Annotated in this window: 17 protein-coding genes and 1 pseudogene; 7 read left to right on the top strand and 11 right to left on the bottom strand. The window is 37.5% G+C overall.

Features of this window, described 5'->3' with window-relative positions; genetic code table 11:
• Positions 1-75 precede the first annotated feature (75 nt).
• Positions 76-894, bottom strand: coding sequence for a 3'(2'),5'-bisphosphate nucleotidase CysQ (gene cysQ / locus DW103_RS00810; RefSeq protein WP_122273764.1), 819 nt, complete (start codon positions 892-894; stop codon positions 76-78).
• Between the two features lie 484 nt (positions 895-1,378).
• Here cysQ and DW103_RS00800 point away from each other — a divergent pair, with 484 nt between their 5' ends.
• Positions 1,379-3,550, top strand: coding sequence for an alpha-galactosidase (locus DW103_RS00800; protein ID WP_122273762.1), 2,172 nt, complete (start codon positions 1,379-1,381; stop codon positions 3,548-3,550).
• 140 nt (positions 3,551-3,690) lie between these two features.
• Here DW103_RS00800 and msrA read toward each other — a convergent pair.
• Positions 3,691-4,203 (bottom strand): annotated as a pseudogene (msrA, locus tag DW103_RS00795) (peptide-methionine (S)-S-oxide reductase MsrA); the annotation flags it as partial.
• Positions 4,204-4,334: 131 nt separating this feature from the next.
• On the opposite strand from msrA, the gene DW103_RS00790 reads away from it, so the two are divergent.
• Positions 4,335-5,402 (top strand): Gfo/Idh/MocA family oxidoreductase, encoded by a 1,068-nt coding sequence (locus DW103_RS00790; protein WP_122273760.1) that lies wholly within the window; start codon positions 4,335-4,337, stop codon positions 5,400-5,402.
• Between the two features lie 110 nt (positions 5,403-5,512).
• Here the strand turns inward: DW103_RS00790 and DW103_RS00785 are convergent, their stop codons facing one another.
• Entirely contained in the window at positions 5,513-6,013 is a 501-nt protein-coding gene (locus tag DW103_RS00785; protein ID WP_122273759.1) for a thioredoxin-like domain-containing protein, read from the bottom strand.
• A gap of 478 nt (positions 6,014-6,491) precedes the next feature.
• Entirely contained in the window at positions 6,492-7,022 is a 531-nt protein-coding gene (locus tag DW103_RS00780; RefSeq protein ID WP_122273953.1) for a hypothetical protein, read from the bottom strand.
• A 156-nt stretch (positions 7,023-7,178) separates the two neighbouring features.
• Between DW103_RS00780 and serB the strand changes: the two genes are divergently transcribed.
• The 3 genes from serB to DW103_RS00765 are packed head-to-tail and all read left to right on the top strand — an operon-like array spanning position 7,179 to position 9,212.
• Positions 7,179-8,405: a phosphoserine phosphatase SerB gene (gene serB / locus DW103_RS00775; RefSeq protein ID WP_122273952.1), complete on the top strand. Its 1,227-nt coding sequence runs from the start codon at positions 7,179-7,181 to the stop codon at positions 8,403-8,405.
• Positions 8,406-8,422: 17 nt separating this feature from the next.
• Positions 8,423-8,725, top strand: a complete 303-nt coding sequence (locus DW103_RS00770) for a Dabb family protein (RefSeq protein WP_122273758.1) — start codon at positions 8,423-8,425, stop codon at positions 8,723-8,725.
• Positions 8,726-8,741: 16 nt separating this feature from the next.
• Complete coding sequence (locus DW103_RS00765) at positions 8,742-9,212, top strand: C-GCAxxG-C-C family protein (protein WP_122273757.1); 471 nt, start codon at positions 8,742-8,744, stop codon at positions 9,210-9,212.
• A gap of 3 nt (positions 9,213-9,215) precedes the next feature.
• Here the strand turns inward: DW103_RS00765 and DW103_RS00760 are convergent, their stop codons facing one another.
• Positions 9,216-9,920, bottom strand: coding sequence for an MgtC/SapB family protein (locus DW103_RS00760; protein ID WP_122273951.1), 705 nt, complete (start codon positions 9,918-9,920; stop codon positions 9,216-9,218).
• 166 nt (positions 9,921-10,086) lie between these two features.
• Between DW103_RS00760 and DW103_RS00755 the strand changes: the two genes are divergently transcribed.
• Positions 10,087-10,851 (top strand): exodeoxyribonuclease III, encoded by a 765-nt coding sequence (locus DW103_RS00755; RefSeq protein WP_122273756.1) that lies wholly within the window; start codon positions 10,087-10,089, stop codon positions 10,849-10,851.
• A gap of 69 nt (positions 10,852-10,920) precedes the next feature.
• Here the strand turns inward: DW103_RS00755 and DW103_RS00750 are convergent, their stop codons facing one another.
• From DW103_RS00750 to DW103_RS00730, 5 genes are all read right to left on the bottom strand, one after another.
• Positions 10,921-11,832 (bottom strand): dihydroorotate dehydrogenase, encoded by a 912-nt coding sequence (locus DW103_RS00750; RefSeq protein WP_122273755.1) that lies wholly within the window; start codon positions 11,830-11,832, stop codon positions 10,921-10,923.
• Positions 11,820-12,599 (bottom strand): dihydroorotate dehydrogenase electron transfer subunit, encoded by a 780-nt coding sequence (locus DW103_RS00745; RefSeq protein WP_122273754.1) that lies wholly within the window; start codon positions 12,597-12,599, stop codon positions 11,820-11,822. Before DW103_RS00745 ends, DW103_RS00750 begins: the two co-directional genes overlap by 13 nt.
• A 55-nt stretch (positions 12,600-12,654) precedes the next feature.
• The gene (locus tag DW103_RS00740) at positions 12,655-13,104 is read right to left on the bottom strand and encodes a helix-turn-helix transcriptional regulator (protein WP_122273753.1); all 450 of its coding nucleotides are present in this window, start codon (positions 13,102-13,104) and stop codon (positions 12,655-12,657) included.
• Positions 13,105-13,951: 847 nt separating this feature from the next.
• On the bottom strand, positions 13,952-14,974 hold the full coding sequence (gene holA / locus DW103_RS00735) for a DNA polymerase III subunit delta (RefSeq protein WP_122273752.1): 1,023 nt from the start codon (positions 14,972-14,974) through the stop codon (positions 13,952-13,954).
• A gap of 14 nt (positions 14,975-14,988) precedes the next feature.
• Entirely contained in the window at positions 14,989-15,765 is a 777-nt protein-coding gene (locus DW103_RS00730; protein WP_122273751.1) for an AMP nucleosidase, read from the bottom strand.
• Positions 15,766-15,818: 53 nt separating this feature from the next.
• On the opposite strand from DW103_RS00730, the gene DW103_RS00725 reads away from it, so the two are divergent.
• Positions 15,819-16,283 carry a type I restriction enzyme HsdR N-terminal domain-containing protein gene (locus DW103_RS00725; protein ID WP_122273750.1) on the top strand — a complete coding sequence of 155 codons (465 nt, stop codon included), beginning with the start codon at positions 15,819-15,821 and terminating at the stop codon, positions 16,281-16,283.
• An 857-nt stretch (positions 16,284-17,140) separates the two neighbouring features.
• On the opposite strand, the gene nqrF is transcribed toward DW103_RS00725, so the two are convergent.
• Positions 17,141-18,427: an NADH:ubiquinone reductase (Na(+)-transporting) subunit F gene (gene nqrF / locus DW103_RS00710; protein ID WP_122273747.1), complete on the bottom strand. Its 1,287-nt coding sequence runs from the start codon at positions 18,425-18,427 to the stop codon at positions 17,141-17,143.
• Positions 18,428-18,455 lie beyond the last annotated feature (28 nt).

Here is an 18,455-nt window from a genome sequence, read left to right as displayed (position 1 = left end):
CCACCATTCTGACCAATAGATTCAAGAAAAAAGCTAAAAATAAATTGACTCAAAGCCTACCGTTCCCTCCCGGAGCTATTCATTAGGCTTCACAATGAACCAAGGATTATGCAAATCTTCTTTATTGTATTTTAACGGAGTTTTTTCATCAATATGATAGACTTCACACCCTGCCGCTTTTGCTATTGCATGGCCGGCAGCCGTATCCCATTCCATTGTCGGGGCAAAACGCGGATAAATATCAGCCGAACCATCTGCAACCAGACATATTTTCAGGCTGCTTCCACTGCTTATCAACGTAACAGGTTGTCCCTGTCTGCGCAAATTCTCGATAAAAGCTGTCGTTTCTTCTGTTTGATGCGAACGTGAAGCGACCACGACAACCCCCTGATGCCCCATAGCTAAAGGCAGGCGTACAGCCTTGGCTCGTATCTCATCCATCGATGGTTGATTGGCACTGTCTATACCGGTTAATTTATAGGCACCTATCGAATCGGCAGCAAAATAAAGTTCTTTTCGTACCGGTACATAGATAACGCCAAGCAAAGGTGTACCTCCCTTCACCAAGGCAATGTTAACGGTAAACTCTCCGTTTTTCTTAATAAACTCTTTTGTCCCGTCCAAAGGGTCCACAATCCAGAGCGTATCCCAAGTCGAGCGTTCAGCGAAAGGTATCTCCTTCCCTTCTTCACTTAATAAAGGAAATGGAGTTACGGACAAAGCCCCTGATATAATCTCATGGGCTTTTTTATCAGCTCGTGTCAAAGGAGAGTTATCAGCTTTTCGCTCTACACCGAAGTCAGCTTCCGGATCAGTATAAATATCCATGATAGCATTCCCAGCATCTATTGCCGCACGAATAGCTATATAAAGGTAGTTTGCATAGTTGTTCATTATCACACTTCTTTTTGTTTAATAATATCCAAATGTAAAAATAATCTACAAACAAAGCGCAATACCTGACAAAAAATATCTAGCATTAAGCAATTATCAGTCTAAAAAACAAAGGAGAAACTCTTTTTCCATTTCTTGTGCATCAAAGAGATATTATTTTTCTCCCATCTCAGCCGATTGACAGCATGCTCTTCATTCGGGTGTTTTGCTATCGGATTGATATGTTAAAAAGAGTTACATGCGCGGGTAATTCATTTTACCCGCCATGCTATCCTCATTTAGTTGCTATACTAGTGACATTTTGATAATCGGGTAGACCAACCGCCGGGATGTTTTGCAACAAAACCTGTTTTATCCCATAAAAAAATACAATATGCAACGTTTTATAATCATATTGAGAAAAATAAGCAAATAAAATCGGACAAACAACCGTATATTTGTACTCGAATTTTCTTTGCACACAAATTCAGTTATTATAAATACAATGAAAAAGCATTTTGTACTATTATTTTTAAGTATGCTCTTTATGCAAGTAAAAGCAGTATCAGACAACTCTAAATTTATCCGTATCTCCACAGACGAAACGGATTTATTACTCCGAACAGGTTCCAACGAACGCCTCTATCAGGTTTATTTAGGCCCAAAACTATTGCAAAAATCAGATTTGGCCAATCTTCCGGCCTTTAACATTGACGGTAAAGAAGCCTACCAGACATCTGGAGCCGAAGATTATTTCGAGTCGGCTTTGGCTATCACACACGCAGACGGAAATATGACAACCATCTTGAAGTACGTATCTTCCGAAGTAAAAAAACAGGATGAGAATGTTTCCGAAACGATTATCACTTTAAAAGATGAAGTGTATCCGATTACCGTAAAACTTCATTATGTCACATACGGAAAGGAAAATATTATTAAGTCATGGAGCGAAATTTCACATAGCGAGCGCAAGCCGATTATTCTGAACCGATACGCTTCTTCCATGCTTTATTTCGAAAATCCGGCTTATTTCCTGACTGAATTTAGCGGGGACTGGGCAAAAGAGGTTAATATGAGTACACAGGAACTGAAGTTTGGGAAAAAAATTCTTGAAACCAAATTAGGTTCACGTGCCGGTATGCATACCAGTCCATTTTTCGAATTGGGATTGGGACAACCGGCATCCGAACACCAAGGAGATGTTGTATTGGGTACTATCGGTTGGACGGGTAATTTCCGTTTTACTTTTGAAGTGGACAATGTCGGTAATCTGCGCGTTAGTTCCGGTATCAACCCTTACGCATCAAGCTATGAACTAAAACCGGGTGAAATCTTCACAACACCTGAATTTATCTTTACTTTCAGCCAGGAAGGAACAGGTAAAGCAAGCCGCAATTTCCACTCATGGGCACGTAATTACCAGTTGAAAGATGGAAAAGGAGACCGCCTGACTTTATTGAATAATTGGGAGAATACCTCTTTCAACTTTAATGAGGAAATTCTTAGCGACTTAATGAAAGAAGCCAAACATTTGGGCGTTGATATGTTCTTACTCGATGATGGGTGGTTCGGCAATAAATATCCGCGCAACGACGACCATGCCGGTCTGGGAGATTGGGAGGCCATGCACAAGAAATTACCTCATGGTATTCCTTTTCTTGTAAATGCAGCCAAAGAGGCCGGTGTAAAGTTTGGTATCTGGATTGAACCGGAAATGGTGAATCCGAAAAGCGAACTATTTGAAAAACATCCGGATTGGGTTATCCATCAGCCTAATCGAGAAACTTATTATTTCCGTAACCAGCTAGTTCTCGATCTCAGTAATCCGAAAGTCCAGGATTTTGTATTCGACGTCGTCGACAAAATCATGAAAGAAAACCCGGAAGTCGCTTTTTTTAAATGGGATTGCAACAGCCCGATTACCAATATATATTCTCCTTATTTGAAAGAGAAACAAAACCAGCTCTATATCAATCATGTGCGTGGTATATATAATGTATTTAACCGTGTAAAAGAAAAATATCCAAACATTCCCATGATGCTTTGTTCCGGTGGCGGTGCCCGCTGTGATTATGAAGCATTGAAATACTTTACGGAATTTTGGCCAAGCGATAACACCGATCCGATTGAACGGTTATATATCCAGTGGGGCTTTTCTCAGTTTTTCCCGTCAAAAGCAATGTGCGCCCACGTGACAAGTTGGAACAGAAATACGAGTATTAAATTCCGTACTGATGTAGCAATGATGTGCAAATTAGGTTTCGATATCGGTTTAAAAGACTTAAATGCTGACGAACTTGCTTATTGCCAAAATGCTGTAGCTAACTTTAAACGTTTAAAAGGGACAATCCTCGATGGTGACCAATATCGCCTGGTATCTCCCTATGAAACCAACCACACTGCAATCATGTATGTCGGTCAAGGGCAGGATAAAGCGGTACTCTATACATTTGATATCAACCCTCGTTATCAGGAAAAACTCTTCCCTGTAAAATTACAAGGACTTGATCCTCAAAAAAAGTATAAAGTAGAAGAAATCAATTTGATGACTGGGAGAAAATCAAACTTAAAAGAAAACGGTCGTACTCTATCGGGCGATTATCTAATGAAAGTCGGCTTGCATCCTTTTACCAGTAATAGAACAAATAGCCGCATAATTGAAATCACTGCTGAATAAAAGTATAAAAAAGGATTATTTCTTTTTTTATCAATAATAGGCTACAATATAAAATAGAGGTAGTAAGAATTATATTACAAATTCATTACTACCTCTATTTTATATTCTAGCCTGATGATTATTTATGCATTCCCGCTAATATTTGCTTTTCTTGCCAACTCGAACAATTCCGGATGGATATGGCAATAACCAGCGGGGTTCTTATCCAAATAATCCTGGTGATATTCCTCGGCCGGATAAAAATTCTTCAAAGGCTTAACCTCCACAACAATTGGCTCCTGATAATTTTTTGCCAGCGCAGCCAAAGCTGCTTGAATCAAAGGCAGGTCGGAAACGTCCGTATAATAAATGCCGGTACGATATTGCGACCCCTGATCACCTCCCTGACGATTAAGACTGGTTGGGTCAATTGTTTTAAAGTATAAATCCAATAATAAACTTAAATCCACTTGTTGCGGATTATAGTTCACTTTAACGGTTTCGGCAAAACCTGTTTTATCGGTACACACTTGCTGGTAGGTCGGATTTTCAATATTACCATTAGCATATCCGACTTGTGTGTATGTTACCCCTCGTACCTGCTTCAGAAAATGCTCGGTACCCCAGAAACAACCTCCTGCCAGATATATGTCATGTTGATTTTCTGTTGTCATATTCTATTGTTTATATGGATGTAAATTTCTATTTATTCAACCCAAAGGTAAACTTTTCTAAGCATTTTGGCAAAAGTCTTTTATTTCTTTTAGCTTTGCAAGAAGAAAAGATGAATCAATAAACAGGTAATATGGAAAAAATTAAGACAGGCCTTGCGGCATTCGGTATGTCGGGACAAATATTTCATGCTCCGTTTATCAGTACAAACCCGAATTTCGAGCTAACCGCTATAACGGAACGAACTAAGGAGCTGTCAAAGGAACGTTATCCTTCAGCACGTATTGTACGCAGTTTTGATGAACTACTCGCAATTGATGAATTGGAACTGATTGTAGTCAATACACCAGACAGTACGCATTATGATTATACCCGTCGTGCTCTAGAAGCCGGAAAGCACGTAATTGTTGAAAAACCTTTTACTACAACAGCCAAAGAAGGAGAGGAATTAGTCGCCCTTGCCAAATCCAAAGGACTGGCTTTAAGTGTTTACCAGAATAGACGGTGGGATTCAGATTTTCTCACCGTAAAAAAAATCATAGAAAAAAGATACTTAGGACGTTTGGTTGAATTTGAATCAACATTTCCTCGATATCGGAATTTCATCAAACCAGGCACATGGAAAGAAACCGGCGAATTGGGTGGCGGACTAACTTACAACTTGGGAGCTCATGTAATAGACCAAGCAGTTCAGCTATTTGGTATACCGGAAGCTATTTTTGCGGATATTGCAACATTACGAACAAATGGGATGGTGGATGATTATTTTATCATCCATCTTTTACGCCCATCCAAAATACCGGAAATAAAAATAACACTGAAATCTAGTTATTTGATGTGTGAACCGGAACCCCGTTTTGTGCTCCACGGCACAGAAGGTTCGTTTGTCAAATACGGTCTGGACCGTCAGGAAGCAGATTTGAATGCCGGACTGATGCCCAATACACCCAATTGGGGAGAAGAAGACAAAAGTATTTGGGGAATATTACACACAGAAAAAGAAGGAAAGATAGTTCGGGAGAAATTTCCGAGTTGCCCTGGAAACTATGCTGGTTTTTACGATAATATCCAACGGCATATCCGCTATGGAGAACCACTTACTACAGACGCTACAAGTGTATTGCCGACAATCCGGCTGATAGAAGCAGCCTGGGAAAGTAGCCGGACTAAAAAAATCATCACATTAAATATCTGTGATTGAAACAGTAGTATTGACTTTTAAACACATTCTTTTTTATAAGCAAAAGTATATACACAAAAAAAGAGCTATCCTAAAAGTAGAATAGCTCTTTTTTAATAATAATCTTGAAATTAAATCTTCTTCAGCACTTCAGTCAACTGCTCTGGCGTTACATTAGCAGCAATAATAACGCCTTTGTCGTTAATCAGGAAATTCCGAAACCCTTTTTGCAGGTTGTATTTCCCATACAACTTTGACTTTTTACCAAGTTCTTCATGAAATTGCATTGTACCTTCCAGTTTATCAGCCTTTACCGTCTCAGCAAAAATTGACTCTTTCTCATCCATTGAGATTGAATACATGGCAATTTTTTCAGAACCTAACTTGTTAACCTTATTCCATAATTGAACGTTACGGACTCGCGATTCAGCATCGTAAGCTGCCCAGAAATTAAGCAAAGTGTAACGTCCGGAATGATTTTGGAAACTTAAATCATTTTTGTTTCCTAAAGACTCTATTCTCGGAGCAAGATCACCTGGGTTTGCACCTTCTGTAGGTCTTGCGTTTTTAGTCCCGGCCGAAATTGCAAGCAATGCAGCCGCAACAAAGAGAACATAAGCTCTTACTTTCATATCATCATTTTTATGTTAAACTTAATCGGAATATTGCCTCAAAAGTTGACCGGCTTTGACAAAAGCCTTTACAACATCATCCACCATACTCCGACTCCTGATTTTCAGGAAGCAAACAAGAGCTTTTTCTTCGCTAAGAAATCACATTCTTGTTTTTAACGGCTACAAAGATAAGGGCAAAGTTTCTTTTTTACCAAACGATATAACATCTTTCGAACAAAATACAAGTTTTTTTATATGTTTTACCGCATATATTTAACAAAACAAACATGTTTGATAACATATACAACATAAGAAAGTACGAATGTAATAGCCACTTTCGTGTCACACATCACTTCTGTTAATTGTTAAACCCAATGAACAGAATATGACTTTCTCATATCGTCGATAGAAGTTTATTTGAACAAAAGCAAATAAAAAACAACCGATAAATATCTTCATTTTGCTTTTATGAAAATATTTACCGGTTACTCTTTAATTACTTATAAGTTTTTTTCTCCGGTGCTGGTATTGGCATCCCCTCTTTAATGTATTCATCATACACAATAGTCGGATGATCTTGGGGAGAAGCGATATTATATTCTTCTTTAAAGTTTCCGCGTCTAAAATTTTTCAATTTCAGATTTTCCGAACCATAAGTACGTAGTGTTTCTCGTTTATTTCCAGTAAGTGAACTTTCCGTAACTTCCGAGTCCAAAATATTCATCTTAGGTGTAAAGGTTGGCAATAAATTTTGTTCCAACAAACCACGATATGCACCAATGTATTCACACCAAACCGAATTACCTCGCATAAAAATACGATAAGTATAATTTGACCACGCAGTCCGGATATGAATTTCATGTTTCCAGATTTCAATACAAGCCGTAGAATCGTAGGTTTGATCTTTGATTGTCACACGTTCCAAGCTACCTGTTTTCTCTACGACTTTTGTTTGCCATTTGTCTGAATGCATTATTTCATCAATAATCTCAGGCAATTTTTCCTTAATTTCAAACTGAATCTTCATCTTCATGTGCCTGCCAGTCAGGACTTATTAAGGTTGCCAGGTTCTGTTTATAATATATTACCTCTAAATAAATAACATTTTAAGTACAACTTTTGTTTTACAAACAATCGGAATTTGTACATAACTTATGTACCTTTGCCCACAAATATAATGAAAATGGGACAAAAAGACGAAATTATACTTATAAATATAAATGGTACAGATCGTCCGGGAGTTACAGCAGCTCTAACTGAGATACTTGCTAAAAATAATGCAGTGATTTTAGATATAGGACAAGCAGATATCCATAACAACTTATCTCTTGGCATCCTGTTCCAAAGTAGTGAAGGTAATTCCGGAGAAATTCTGAAAGAATTACTCTTTAAAAGTTACGAGCTGGATGTGAATATACGTTTTAACCCGATTACGGAAGAAGCATATAGCCAATGGGTTTCCATGCAAGGGAAAAACAGGTATATCATCACTATATTAGGCAGAAAGCTTACAGCCAAACAAATAGCAGGCGTTACGAGTATCGTTGCTGAGCAAGATATGAATATCGATGACATCAAGCGTCTCACCGGCCGTATCCCTTTAGATGAAAACGCACGTACTCCCAAAGCCAGTGTAGAATTCTCAGTAAGAGGGACTCCTAAAGATAAAGAACAAATGAAAGCAGACTTCATGAAGCTTTCCGCAGAACAAGAAATCGACATTTCTTTCCAGGAAGAAAGTATGTTCCGCAGAATGCGTCGCCTGATTTGTTTCGATATGGATTCCACGTTGATTGAAACAGAAGTTATTGATGAATTAGCTATTCGTGCCGGTGTCGGCAACCAAGTCAAAGCAATAACGGAAGCCGCTATGCGGGGTGAAATTGATTTTTGCGAAAGTTTTCGTCAACGTTGCGCATTACTGAAAGGCCTGGATGTTTCTGTTATGCAGGAAATTGCTGAAAATCTACCAATTACGGAAGGAGTTGACCGTTTGATGCGCATTTTGAAGAAAGTAGGTTTTAAAATAGCGATTCTTTCCGGTGGTTTTACCTACTTCGGTAATTACCTGAAGCAAAAATACAATATAGACTATGTATATGCTAACGAGTTGGAAATTGAAAACGGAAAATTAACAGGACGCTATATAGGTGATATTGTAGATGGAAAACGAAAAGCAGAATTACTCCGTCTGATAGCACAGGTTGAAAATGTAGATATCCGTCAGACTGTTGCCGTTGGTGACGGAGCCAACGACTTGCCCATGATTAGCATAGCAGGTCTGGGAATTGCTTTCCATGCAAAACCAAAGGTCAAAGCAACAGCCAAACAATCAATCTCTACTATCGGACTAGATGGCATTTTATATTTTTTAGGCTATAAAGATTCATATTTGGATGAGAAAATGTAACCAATAATATAATAAAAATGATTAGACATATTGTTATGTTCAAACTAAAAGAGTTTGAAACTTCGGCTGATAAACAAGCCAAAATGCAAGAAATCAAAGAAAAACTGGAAGCTTTGATTAATAAAATAGATGTGTTGCATATGATACGGGTCGATTTCAATGTTAATCCGGCAGAAACGTGGGACATCATTTTAACAACAGAACTAAACACATTGGAGGATGTAAATACATACGCCAACCATCCGGAACATGTAGCTGTATCCAAAGGTATCATCGGTCCGGTAAAGGCTGATAGAGCATGTGTTGACTATGAATGTTAAAAACGAATAGAATATCATGAAAGACTTTGAGGTGGAAGAGCGCGCGAAACGGGCTGTTCAAAATTTCAAATCAGGCTATAACTGTGCTCAATCAGTATTTCTGGCATATTCAGACGTTTTTGAATTAGATATGGAAACGGCAAAAAAAATGTCGGTTTCTTTCGGTGGTGGTGTTGGCCGGATGCGTGAAGTCTGTGGAACAGTCTGTGCAATGGCTATGTTAGCTGGTTTCAAATATCCGGTATCGGATATAACAGACCAAGAAGCTCGTAGTAAAAATTACGAAATGGTACAAAAAATGGGTGGACTTTTTAAAGAAAAGCACGAAACTATTATTTGTCGGAAACTTTTAGGTTCAATCATTTCAGATAACACTCCTACTCCGGAAATTCGCACAAAAGAATATTATGCCAAGCGTCCTTGCTGCAAATTCGTGGAAGATGCCGCATGTATTGCCGGTAAAATGCTTAAAGGAGAGCTCGATTAATAATCAGGCCATCAGCCTGATTTGTGAAACATAGCCCAATGTTCTTATATCATTAAATAAATTCATATAAGAAGATTGGGCTTTTACATTTACTTTATATGTTATAACAGAACGATTCTCTTCATACAAAGTTTCAAATGAAACGCTAACAATAAAAACATTTTTATCTTCCAGTATTTTACGTATAGCTTTCAAATCCGGTGTAGCAGTCGAACATGTGATTGTCAATATTTTATTCACTCCATTCAAAAACATCCTCTTCTCAAGCCTTTCCAGACTGACCAAAACTATCAAAGTCAGCATAGTCGCCAACATAGCCGGTACATACATGCCAGCTCCGACAGCCAGCCCTATTACAGCAATTACCCATATACAGGCGGCGGTTGTCAAACCATGGATGCTCCCATGACTCTGCATAATTGCTCCTGCACCCAAAAAACCAATCCCCGTCAAGACCTGTGCTGCAATACGTCCCGGATCTCCGTTCAAAAAATTGGGGTAACATTGTGGAATCCAAATAGATATTAACATGGCAGCTGTCGACCCCATACAGATAAGAGTGAAAGTTCTCATCCCTGCCTCACGTCTTCTAAATTGCCGTTCTATGCCTATTATTGCCCCCAAAAAGAAGCTTATAGCCAGCTTTACGGCAGCGGTATACGGGGTAATAACCGTATTCTGTAATATGTCATTTATTTGCTCCAACATAAACGTTCTTTCTTTATAACTGAATACGCAAATATATATATTTTTAACCGACTTCATAAATATGAATCATAACAAAGATAAAATATTTGTCAGCAATATCAATCATATATCTGATAAGATTCGTATCTTTGATTGTAATATATAATAATTTAAAAATCAACTGAAATTGAAAATCATAACGTATAATGTAAACGGATTAAGAGCTGCCGTAGGAAAAGGGCTTCCCGAATGGCTTGCCACAGTTCAGCCGGATGTCCTATGTTTGCAGGAAACAAAACTGCAACCGGAGCAGTTTCCGGCAGATGTTTTTGAAGAACTGGGATACAAAGCTTATCTTTTCAGTGCTCAAAAAAAAGGATATAGCGGAGTTGCTATTCTCACTAAAAAAATTCCAGATCACATTGAATATGGAATGGGAATGGAAATATATGATAATGAAGGGCGTTTTATCAGAGCTGATTATGGCGATATTTCAATCGTAAGTGTTTATCATCCCTCTGGAACCAGCGGTGAAGAAAGGCAAGGTTTTAAAATGAAATGGTTGGAAGATTTTCAGAATTATGTAATTGAATTACAAAAATCCCGTCCAAATTTAATCTTATGCGGAGACTATAATATTTGTCATGAAGCAATAGATATCCATGATCCTATAAGAAATGCTACAAACAGTGGCTTTTTGCCAGAAGAGCGTGAATGGATGACACGGTTTTTATCGGCTGGATTTATAGATTCATTCCGATTATTATATCCGGATAAACAAGAATATACATGGTGGAGCTATCGCTTTAATTCAAGAGCAAAAAATAAAGGATGGCGTATTGATTATTGTATGACATCATTGTCAATAAAACCATTTTTAAAAGACGCATATATTTTGAACGAAGCGGTACATTCTGATCATTGTCCTGCGGTAATTGAAATTGAAAGATAATATTATAAAATAAAAAGCTGGTATTACCAAAAAAATAATACCAGCTTTTTATTTTTAATTTATCATATTTCAAACATCAAGTGCCCCTATTAATTCTTTTACAGACTTGAATCCATGACGTTCGCAATAGTCATTTATACCTTCTATAACTTTTATGCTAACAGTAGGATCTACAAAATTATAGGTTCCAATTTGAATAGCAGTGGCACCGGCCAACATAAATTCTACCACATCTTTCCAATTAGAAATACCACCTAAACCTATTATAGGAATCTTGACAGCTTTATACGTTTGCCATACCATCCGAAGAGCAACTGGTTTAACACAAGGCCCGGAAAGTCCTCCTGTTATTGTAGATAATACTGGTTTTCTTTTTTCTGCATCAATGGCCATTCCCAACATTGTATTGATTAGCGAAACAGAATCCGCTCCCTCCGCTTCAACCGCCCTGGCAATCTCTGTTATATCAGTTACATTTGGTGAAAGTTTTACAATAAGGGTCTTGGGATAAACCCTGCGAACAGCCTTAACAACCTCCGAAGCTCCACAAGTTGTCACCCCAAAAGCCATCCCCCCTTGTTTAACATTAGGGCATGAAATATTTAATTCTATAGCCGGAATTTTATCCAGTTCGGCAATCTTTTCTGCACATTCAACGTACGTTTCGACGGAGGAGCCGCTGACATTTACAATCATATTTGTATCTATATCCTTTATTTCCGGATATATATGGTCAACAAAGTATTGAGCTCCTTTATTTTGAAGACCTACAGCATTCAACATCCCAGAGGGAGTTTCTGCCATACGAGGGTATAAATTACCTTCACGCGCTTGAATTGTCGTACCTTTTACAAAAATCCCCCCTAAGCGAGCAATATCCATAAAATCTGAATACTCGATTCCATATCCGAAAGTACCCGATGCTGTCATTACCGGGTTCTTTAATTGCAAATTACCTATATTTACGTTCAATTCAGCCATGATAACTTTTTTATATTAAAAACCGGTCCTTCGGTACATACACATACATGATGTTCATCTTTAGTCTTTTCCACACAACAAAGACAAGCGCCTATACCACAAGCCATTGTGTTTTCCAGAGATACTTCACACGAAATAGATGTTGAATCTGCATACTTTGCTACAGCAACCATCATCGGCTTAGGTCCACAAGTGTAAATTTGATCAAAATGGATATTTTTTAGAATAGAATGATTAGTTACGTAACCTTTTTCACCTAAAGAACCGTCTTCTGTTGTAACATAGACCTTTCCAAACTGTTCAAACTGTTCCAATTGTAACACATCATCCTTTGAACGAGCACCCAATAGAAAAGTCGGTGTATAACCGGCATTTTTCAATATTGCACCCAAATATAACATGGGTGCTGTTCCGACACCGCCACCAATCAACAATAATTCTTGATTTTTATCAGCCGGAATAGTAAAGCCATTCCCCAACGGTAATAAAATATTTACAATATCACCCGGTTTATATGCAGCCATCCGGCGAGTACCATCGCCAACTAATTGAATCAGTAGCCACAACTCATTAGAGTTCCTGTCTACATAATTAATAGAAATAGGACGACGGAGAAATGTTGTAGGGGAGTTATCCACTCGAATTTGCACAAACTGTCCCGGAAGCATTTCCGGTAAAGCTTGCTCGGATGTTAACTTTAGTAAGCAATAATTTTTATGAAGGCGGCTATTTTCCGTAACCTTCATATCTAGCATGTACTTCTTCATATATAATATGATTACTCAAATTCTATACAAAGATACATAATAAGACGTATGTAAGCTATTCTTTCTTGCCCTTTTCAGGTGTAAAAGTTTCAAATGTATTATCAGAATAGAAAATCATTATTTTAGTGACATTCTTAGACAACCTTTCTGGATATGTAATTTGCTCTATAACAGGATGTTCATGACTATTAGACGGTATCTCAACCCTCATTTCCTTGCGATATTCAGGAACAACTTGTACATCCGGTGGATTTATCGAAGTATTTGTAAACAAATCAGGCTGAGTAGAGGAATGTTTACGTTCCATTTCACCTTTACCGAATAAAAGCCAATCAGAATCTATATATGTATACCGTTCCAGGATTTTAATAAGAACATCCAGACTCGGATTGTTCCTCCCGGATATTATATGTGACATTGCCGAACGTTGTATACCTATAGATTCCGCAAATTTAGAAGGAGTTAAGCCTTCTCGATCCATAATTTTTAAAATGCGCTCTTTCATTGCATCTATACCTCAGTTTGTTTACAAAAATACTGACATTCTGTCGGTTTACAAATAAATTTGTAACCAGCAAACGAATACACAAAAATAAACAATACTTTCCAAATGTGCAATTTATTTTTATAAATAGTTACATATACAAATGTGGCTGTTCGATACACATCCGTAACATTCACTTTTGTAACTAGTGGAATAACGCTTAAAAACAGGTTCATGAGATACTTCACTAATTTAACTTATATGATTGTTTATTAGTATATTAATAATATAATATAGTGGTCAAATCTTTCGTTTTTATTAGATTGTATACAAAAGCAACCATTATTATTAATGTAAATAGTTAACATTTTACTCTAATTTGCTGAATAATGATTAATTATATGCCAGACATCAGAAGAAGGATTACATACTCTCTTTTGCACGTTCACTTTAGTATTGTAAATTGTTATCATTGTAAACAAAGCATATTAAGACACATTTGTAACTTAATAAACATAAATAATGAAACAATTTTAATCGTTTACATATGTAATATCTCCTATTATGTATACAATAGTATCTTAACAGGAAAAACCTGCACGTTGAAACCTGACAATATGTCTATTTATTTTTATTGAATTTTTTAGAACAGTATATTTTTGTATCAAATCAGGACTAACTGCTCTATTTTTGTAATATTTGTGGACAGGAATACAAAAAAAGAAAAGTATTCAATTCTCAGATGGGTAAAAAAGCGCTTAACAAGCTGATTGACAAAAAGAAAAGACCTTTTTTCAGACATCGGACATTTGATCATTCTAGAAAAAAGTATCTTTATTTTTCCAATTAGTGAAAATCCGGCATATTTTTAATGCAAAATTTTATAAAGCAGTTCCTTTAGGAGTTCTGCATCCGAAACAGATGTATTATCTACTCCTTTCGAACGAGCATCGGTCATTCGAATATCACTAATCAAATTAAAAACTTTCATTGCCGAGTAATTTCTCATTCCGGTCAAATAATCTTTAACTTGAAAAGCACCTCTCAATCCTAACGCAGACATCAGTCCTGTTTCAGACCGATCCTTTGTATAATAACATATCAGAAGATTTGAAAAATAATTAAATAATACAGGAAGGGTCATCTGTATGGGATTACTTTTTGGATTCTTCTCAAAGTATTGTATAATACGGTTAGCCTTCAATACATCCTTGCTTGCAAGTGCTTTTATCAACTCAAAGTTATTGTATTCCTTACTAATTCCGATATTTTGTTCTATCAGTTCCGGAGTGACGCGTTTTGGGGCGTTTTCAGGCAAGATTAAAGTCAACTTATCCAATTCCTTATTCAGGCGGCTTAAATCGTTTCCCAGGAAATCTGAGAGCATCTGAGCGGCTTTATTATCTATGGAAATGGAACGTTGTTGCATAAATGAAGAAATAAACCCCGGCATTTTATAATCCGGTATTTTTTTTGATTCAAATAGAATACCGTTTTTTTCAGTAGCAGCAGCTAATGTTTTCCGTCGGTCTAAATTTTTATATTTATAATTTATGACCAGGACTGTCGAGATTAACGGTTTTTTCACATAAGCCGATAAAACTTCTATATCACGAATCATTTGAGCTTCTTTCACGACAACCAGTTGATATTTGGACATCATCGGAAATCTTCTGGCAGCATTAATTATTGAGGCAGCATCAGTATCCGCTCCATACATGATAATTTGATTAAAATCGCGTTCCGATTCTTCCAAAACATTTTCAATCAACAGTTCCGTTATCCGGTCCATAAAAAACGGCTCGTCACCCATCAAAATATAAACCGGAGCAAAATCTTTTGCGACTATATTCCGGCAAATTTCCTCAAATGTATATTCTTTTTTAGCCATACTTCGCGATTTAATTACCAGCTGAAACGAATATGTCGAATCGTCTTCTTTCCATCAATAATCTGACGCAAAGCTTCAACACCCAACATGACATGTTCTCCTGCAAAATTTTTTGTTACAGCACGATCGCTTGCCTCTGTTTTTATTCCATCTTCTTCCATTGGTTTATCAGAAATCATCAGCAAAGCACCAGTCGGTATTTTATTAGCAAAACCCGCCGTAAACAATGTTGCTGTCTCCATATCAATACCGGTAGCATGAGTACGCCGGAGATAATCTTTAAATTCATTATCATATTCCCAGACACGTCGATTCGTCGTATATATCGTCCCGGTCCAATAGTCCTTTCCACAATCACGAATAGCAGACGAAATTGCACGCATCATTGAAAAAGCAGGAAGAGACGGTACTTCAGGCGGTAAATATTCATTCGATGTACCTTCACCCCGAATGGCCGCTATCGGCATCACATAATCACCCAGATTATTTGCCTTTTTCAATCCACCACATTTTCCAAGAAATAAGACCGAAATAGGTTTAATTGCTGATAATAAATCCATGATTGTAGCAGCATTTGCACTTCCCATACCAAAATTGATAATTGTAATTCCTTGTGCCGACGCGTTAGGCATCGTATTTTTCAGTCCAAGTACAGGGACATTAAAATGCTCCGCAAACAATTCCACATACTTAGTAAAATTTGTCAGCAGTATATATTTATCAAAGTCTTCCAGCTTTCGCTCCGTATAGCGAGGTAGCCAGTTCTCGACTATTTCTTGCTTTGTTTTCATAAATTATTATCTTTGATGTCTATTTTTGCAAAATAAAACAACAAATATACTAAATGCAACCATTAAATTTACCAGGTTTTGCTCCTAAAGTGATTGAGAAAAATGGAAAACGTACGATATTCGACCCTGTACGCCGGAAATACGTGGCATTGACTCCTGAAGAATGGGTTCGTCAACATTTTGTAAATTATTTGATGACCCAAAAAAATTATCCAAAAGCACTCTTAGCCAATGAAGTTTTGATAAACCTGAACGGTACTGCCAAACGTTGTGATACGGTTGCATATAACTGCTTTTTAGCTCCTTTGATGATTGTAGAGTATAAAGCCCCCGACATTCACATTACAAACGCCGTATTCGACCAAATTGCACGTTATAACATGGTTCTGCACGTCAATTACCTTACCGTTAGCAACGGTATTACTCATTTTTGCTGCAAAATGGATTACGAAAACCAAACCTATACCTTTTTAAAAGAAATACCTGATTATAATATGCTGGAAGAAAAATCGAAGTAAAATTTGCACAATAAAACCAAACAACTCACTGATGTAAGCCGTAACAACAATTACCCCGAAGTCCTTCTCCCCTTATCTTTCAGCAAGTTAACCGACAGATAAGGGTTCTTCAGCCCAACCGGTCAGGGACGACCCGAACAAAAAATTCCGGGAACAGCAAGCGTTGAAAATTTGATTGTAAATACGAAAAGGACAAAACATTCACACCTTTAGCAACTGCTCCACATAGTTTCCCCGCAAAAACTTTCCGTGAAGCAACTTCCGATAGATTAGAAAAATGAAAAAAGCAAACCTGCATCAGCATGATTGCTAACCTTATCCAAAGTTGGAATGTTGTATATTGAGTAGATTTAAAATCTTGCATATCCGTATGTTAAAAAGAATACGGCAACAAACATAACACTTTTTTTCTAATAAACAAATACTTTTTAGTAAAAATCAATAAACAAATGCAGTATTATTCTTATATACAAAAACAGAATCCACAACCTGCATATTAACAGGCTTATTTACGTACACGGAATTACTATCCTTAATTACAGGCTGCTCAGTCTCCTTCTTCTCATCAAAAAACAGAGAATAAGTTAGTATAACTGCGAAAAAAGATAATATCAACGCTTTCATTTTCTTGCTTTTTAAATATCTTATATTAACTAAGATGTTATTAAAACGGAAAACGCTGCACGTTATTACAAAATAAATGCATTTTGTTTGAAATTCTTTTTCATTCGCTTCTATTTCATCTACTTCGACGACATAACACGCTCATACACAATATATTTTCAAAAACAAAAAAAAGACAGAAAGAAAATAAATTTTCTTTCTGTCTTTTTCAAATATTCAGTTTTCGGTATTTTTTAAGCACCAAAATCGTCAAAATGCAACATTTCACGTGGTACACCCAGATTGTCAAGCATCACTTCTACCGCTTTCGACATCGGGCCCGGACCACACATGTAATATTCTATATCTTCCGGAGCTTCATGATCCTTCAGATAGGTATCGTAAATTACTTGGTGAACGAAACCTGCCGTATATTTAACACCTGCTGCATCTGCGACAGGATCAGGACGGTCAAGAGCCAAATGGAAAGTGAAATTCGGGAATTCCTTTTCTATTTCCAGGAAATCTTCCAGATAGAATACTTCATTCAGGGCACGTGCACCATAGAAATAAGACATTTTACGGTCGGTAGTCTTTAAAGTCTTCGTCATGTGCATAATCTGAGCACGCAACGGAGCCATACCGGCACCACCACCAACCCACATCATTTCTCTCTTAGAGTCGAAAATAGGATGGAAATCACCATAAGGACCGCTCATCGTGACCTTATCACCCGGTTTTAACGTAAAGATATAAGAAGAAGCGATACCCGGCATTACATCCTGGAAGCCGACTTCTGGTTTCGGCTTAAACGGTGGAGTGGCAATACGCACAGTCAACATAATACGGTCACCTTCAGCCGGATAATTAGCCATTGAATAAGCACGGATTGTCGGTTCGTCGTTCTTGCATTTCAGCGTGAACAGACCGAAGTTTTTCCAAGCCGGCAGATATTCATCACCAATCAGGCTCTTATCTATATCTTTGTCATAATCCATGGAGTATGCAGGAATTTTGATTTGGGCATAAGAACCCGGCAGGAAGTCCATGTGTTCACCCTTAGGCAATGCCACGATAAACTCTTTGATGAAAGTAGCCACGTTCTTATTGCTGATTACTTCGCATTCCCATTCCTTTACGCCGAATACTTCGTCCGGAACCTGGACGACCATATCTTCTTTCACTTTACATTGACATGCCAGACGCCAATGTTCTTTTATCTGTTTACGAGAGAAAAAGCCCTTTTCAGTCGGTAAAATTTCTCCTCCACCTTCAATTACCTGGGCGCGGCACTGGCCACATTTACCACCGCCGCCACAGGCAGATGACAAGAAAATACCACCACTCTGCAAAGCACCCAGCAGTGTTCCTCCTATCGGAGTTTCAATATCTTTTTCCCCATTGACCTCCAGTTTCACATTCCCGGATGGTACCAATTTTGCTTTAGCGAACAAAAGTGCAGCAACAAGAATCAGTGTTATCACCAGGAAAACAACTGCACTGGCTGCGATTGTAAGCCCGCCCGACATTAATAAAATCATCTTTATCTATTATTTAATGCGTTAATAC

This window comes from Parabacteroides sp. AM08-6 (assembly GCF_003473295.1).
Classification (GTDB): Bacteria; Bacteroidota; Bacteroidia; order Bacteroidales; family Tannerellaceae; genus Parabacteroides.
Note: the sequence above shows the minus strand (reverse complement) of the source record. Positions and strands in the feature narration are given on the sequence as shown.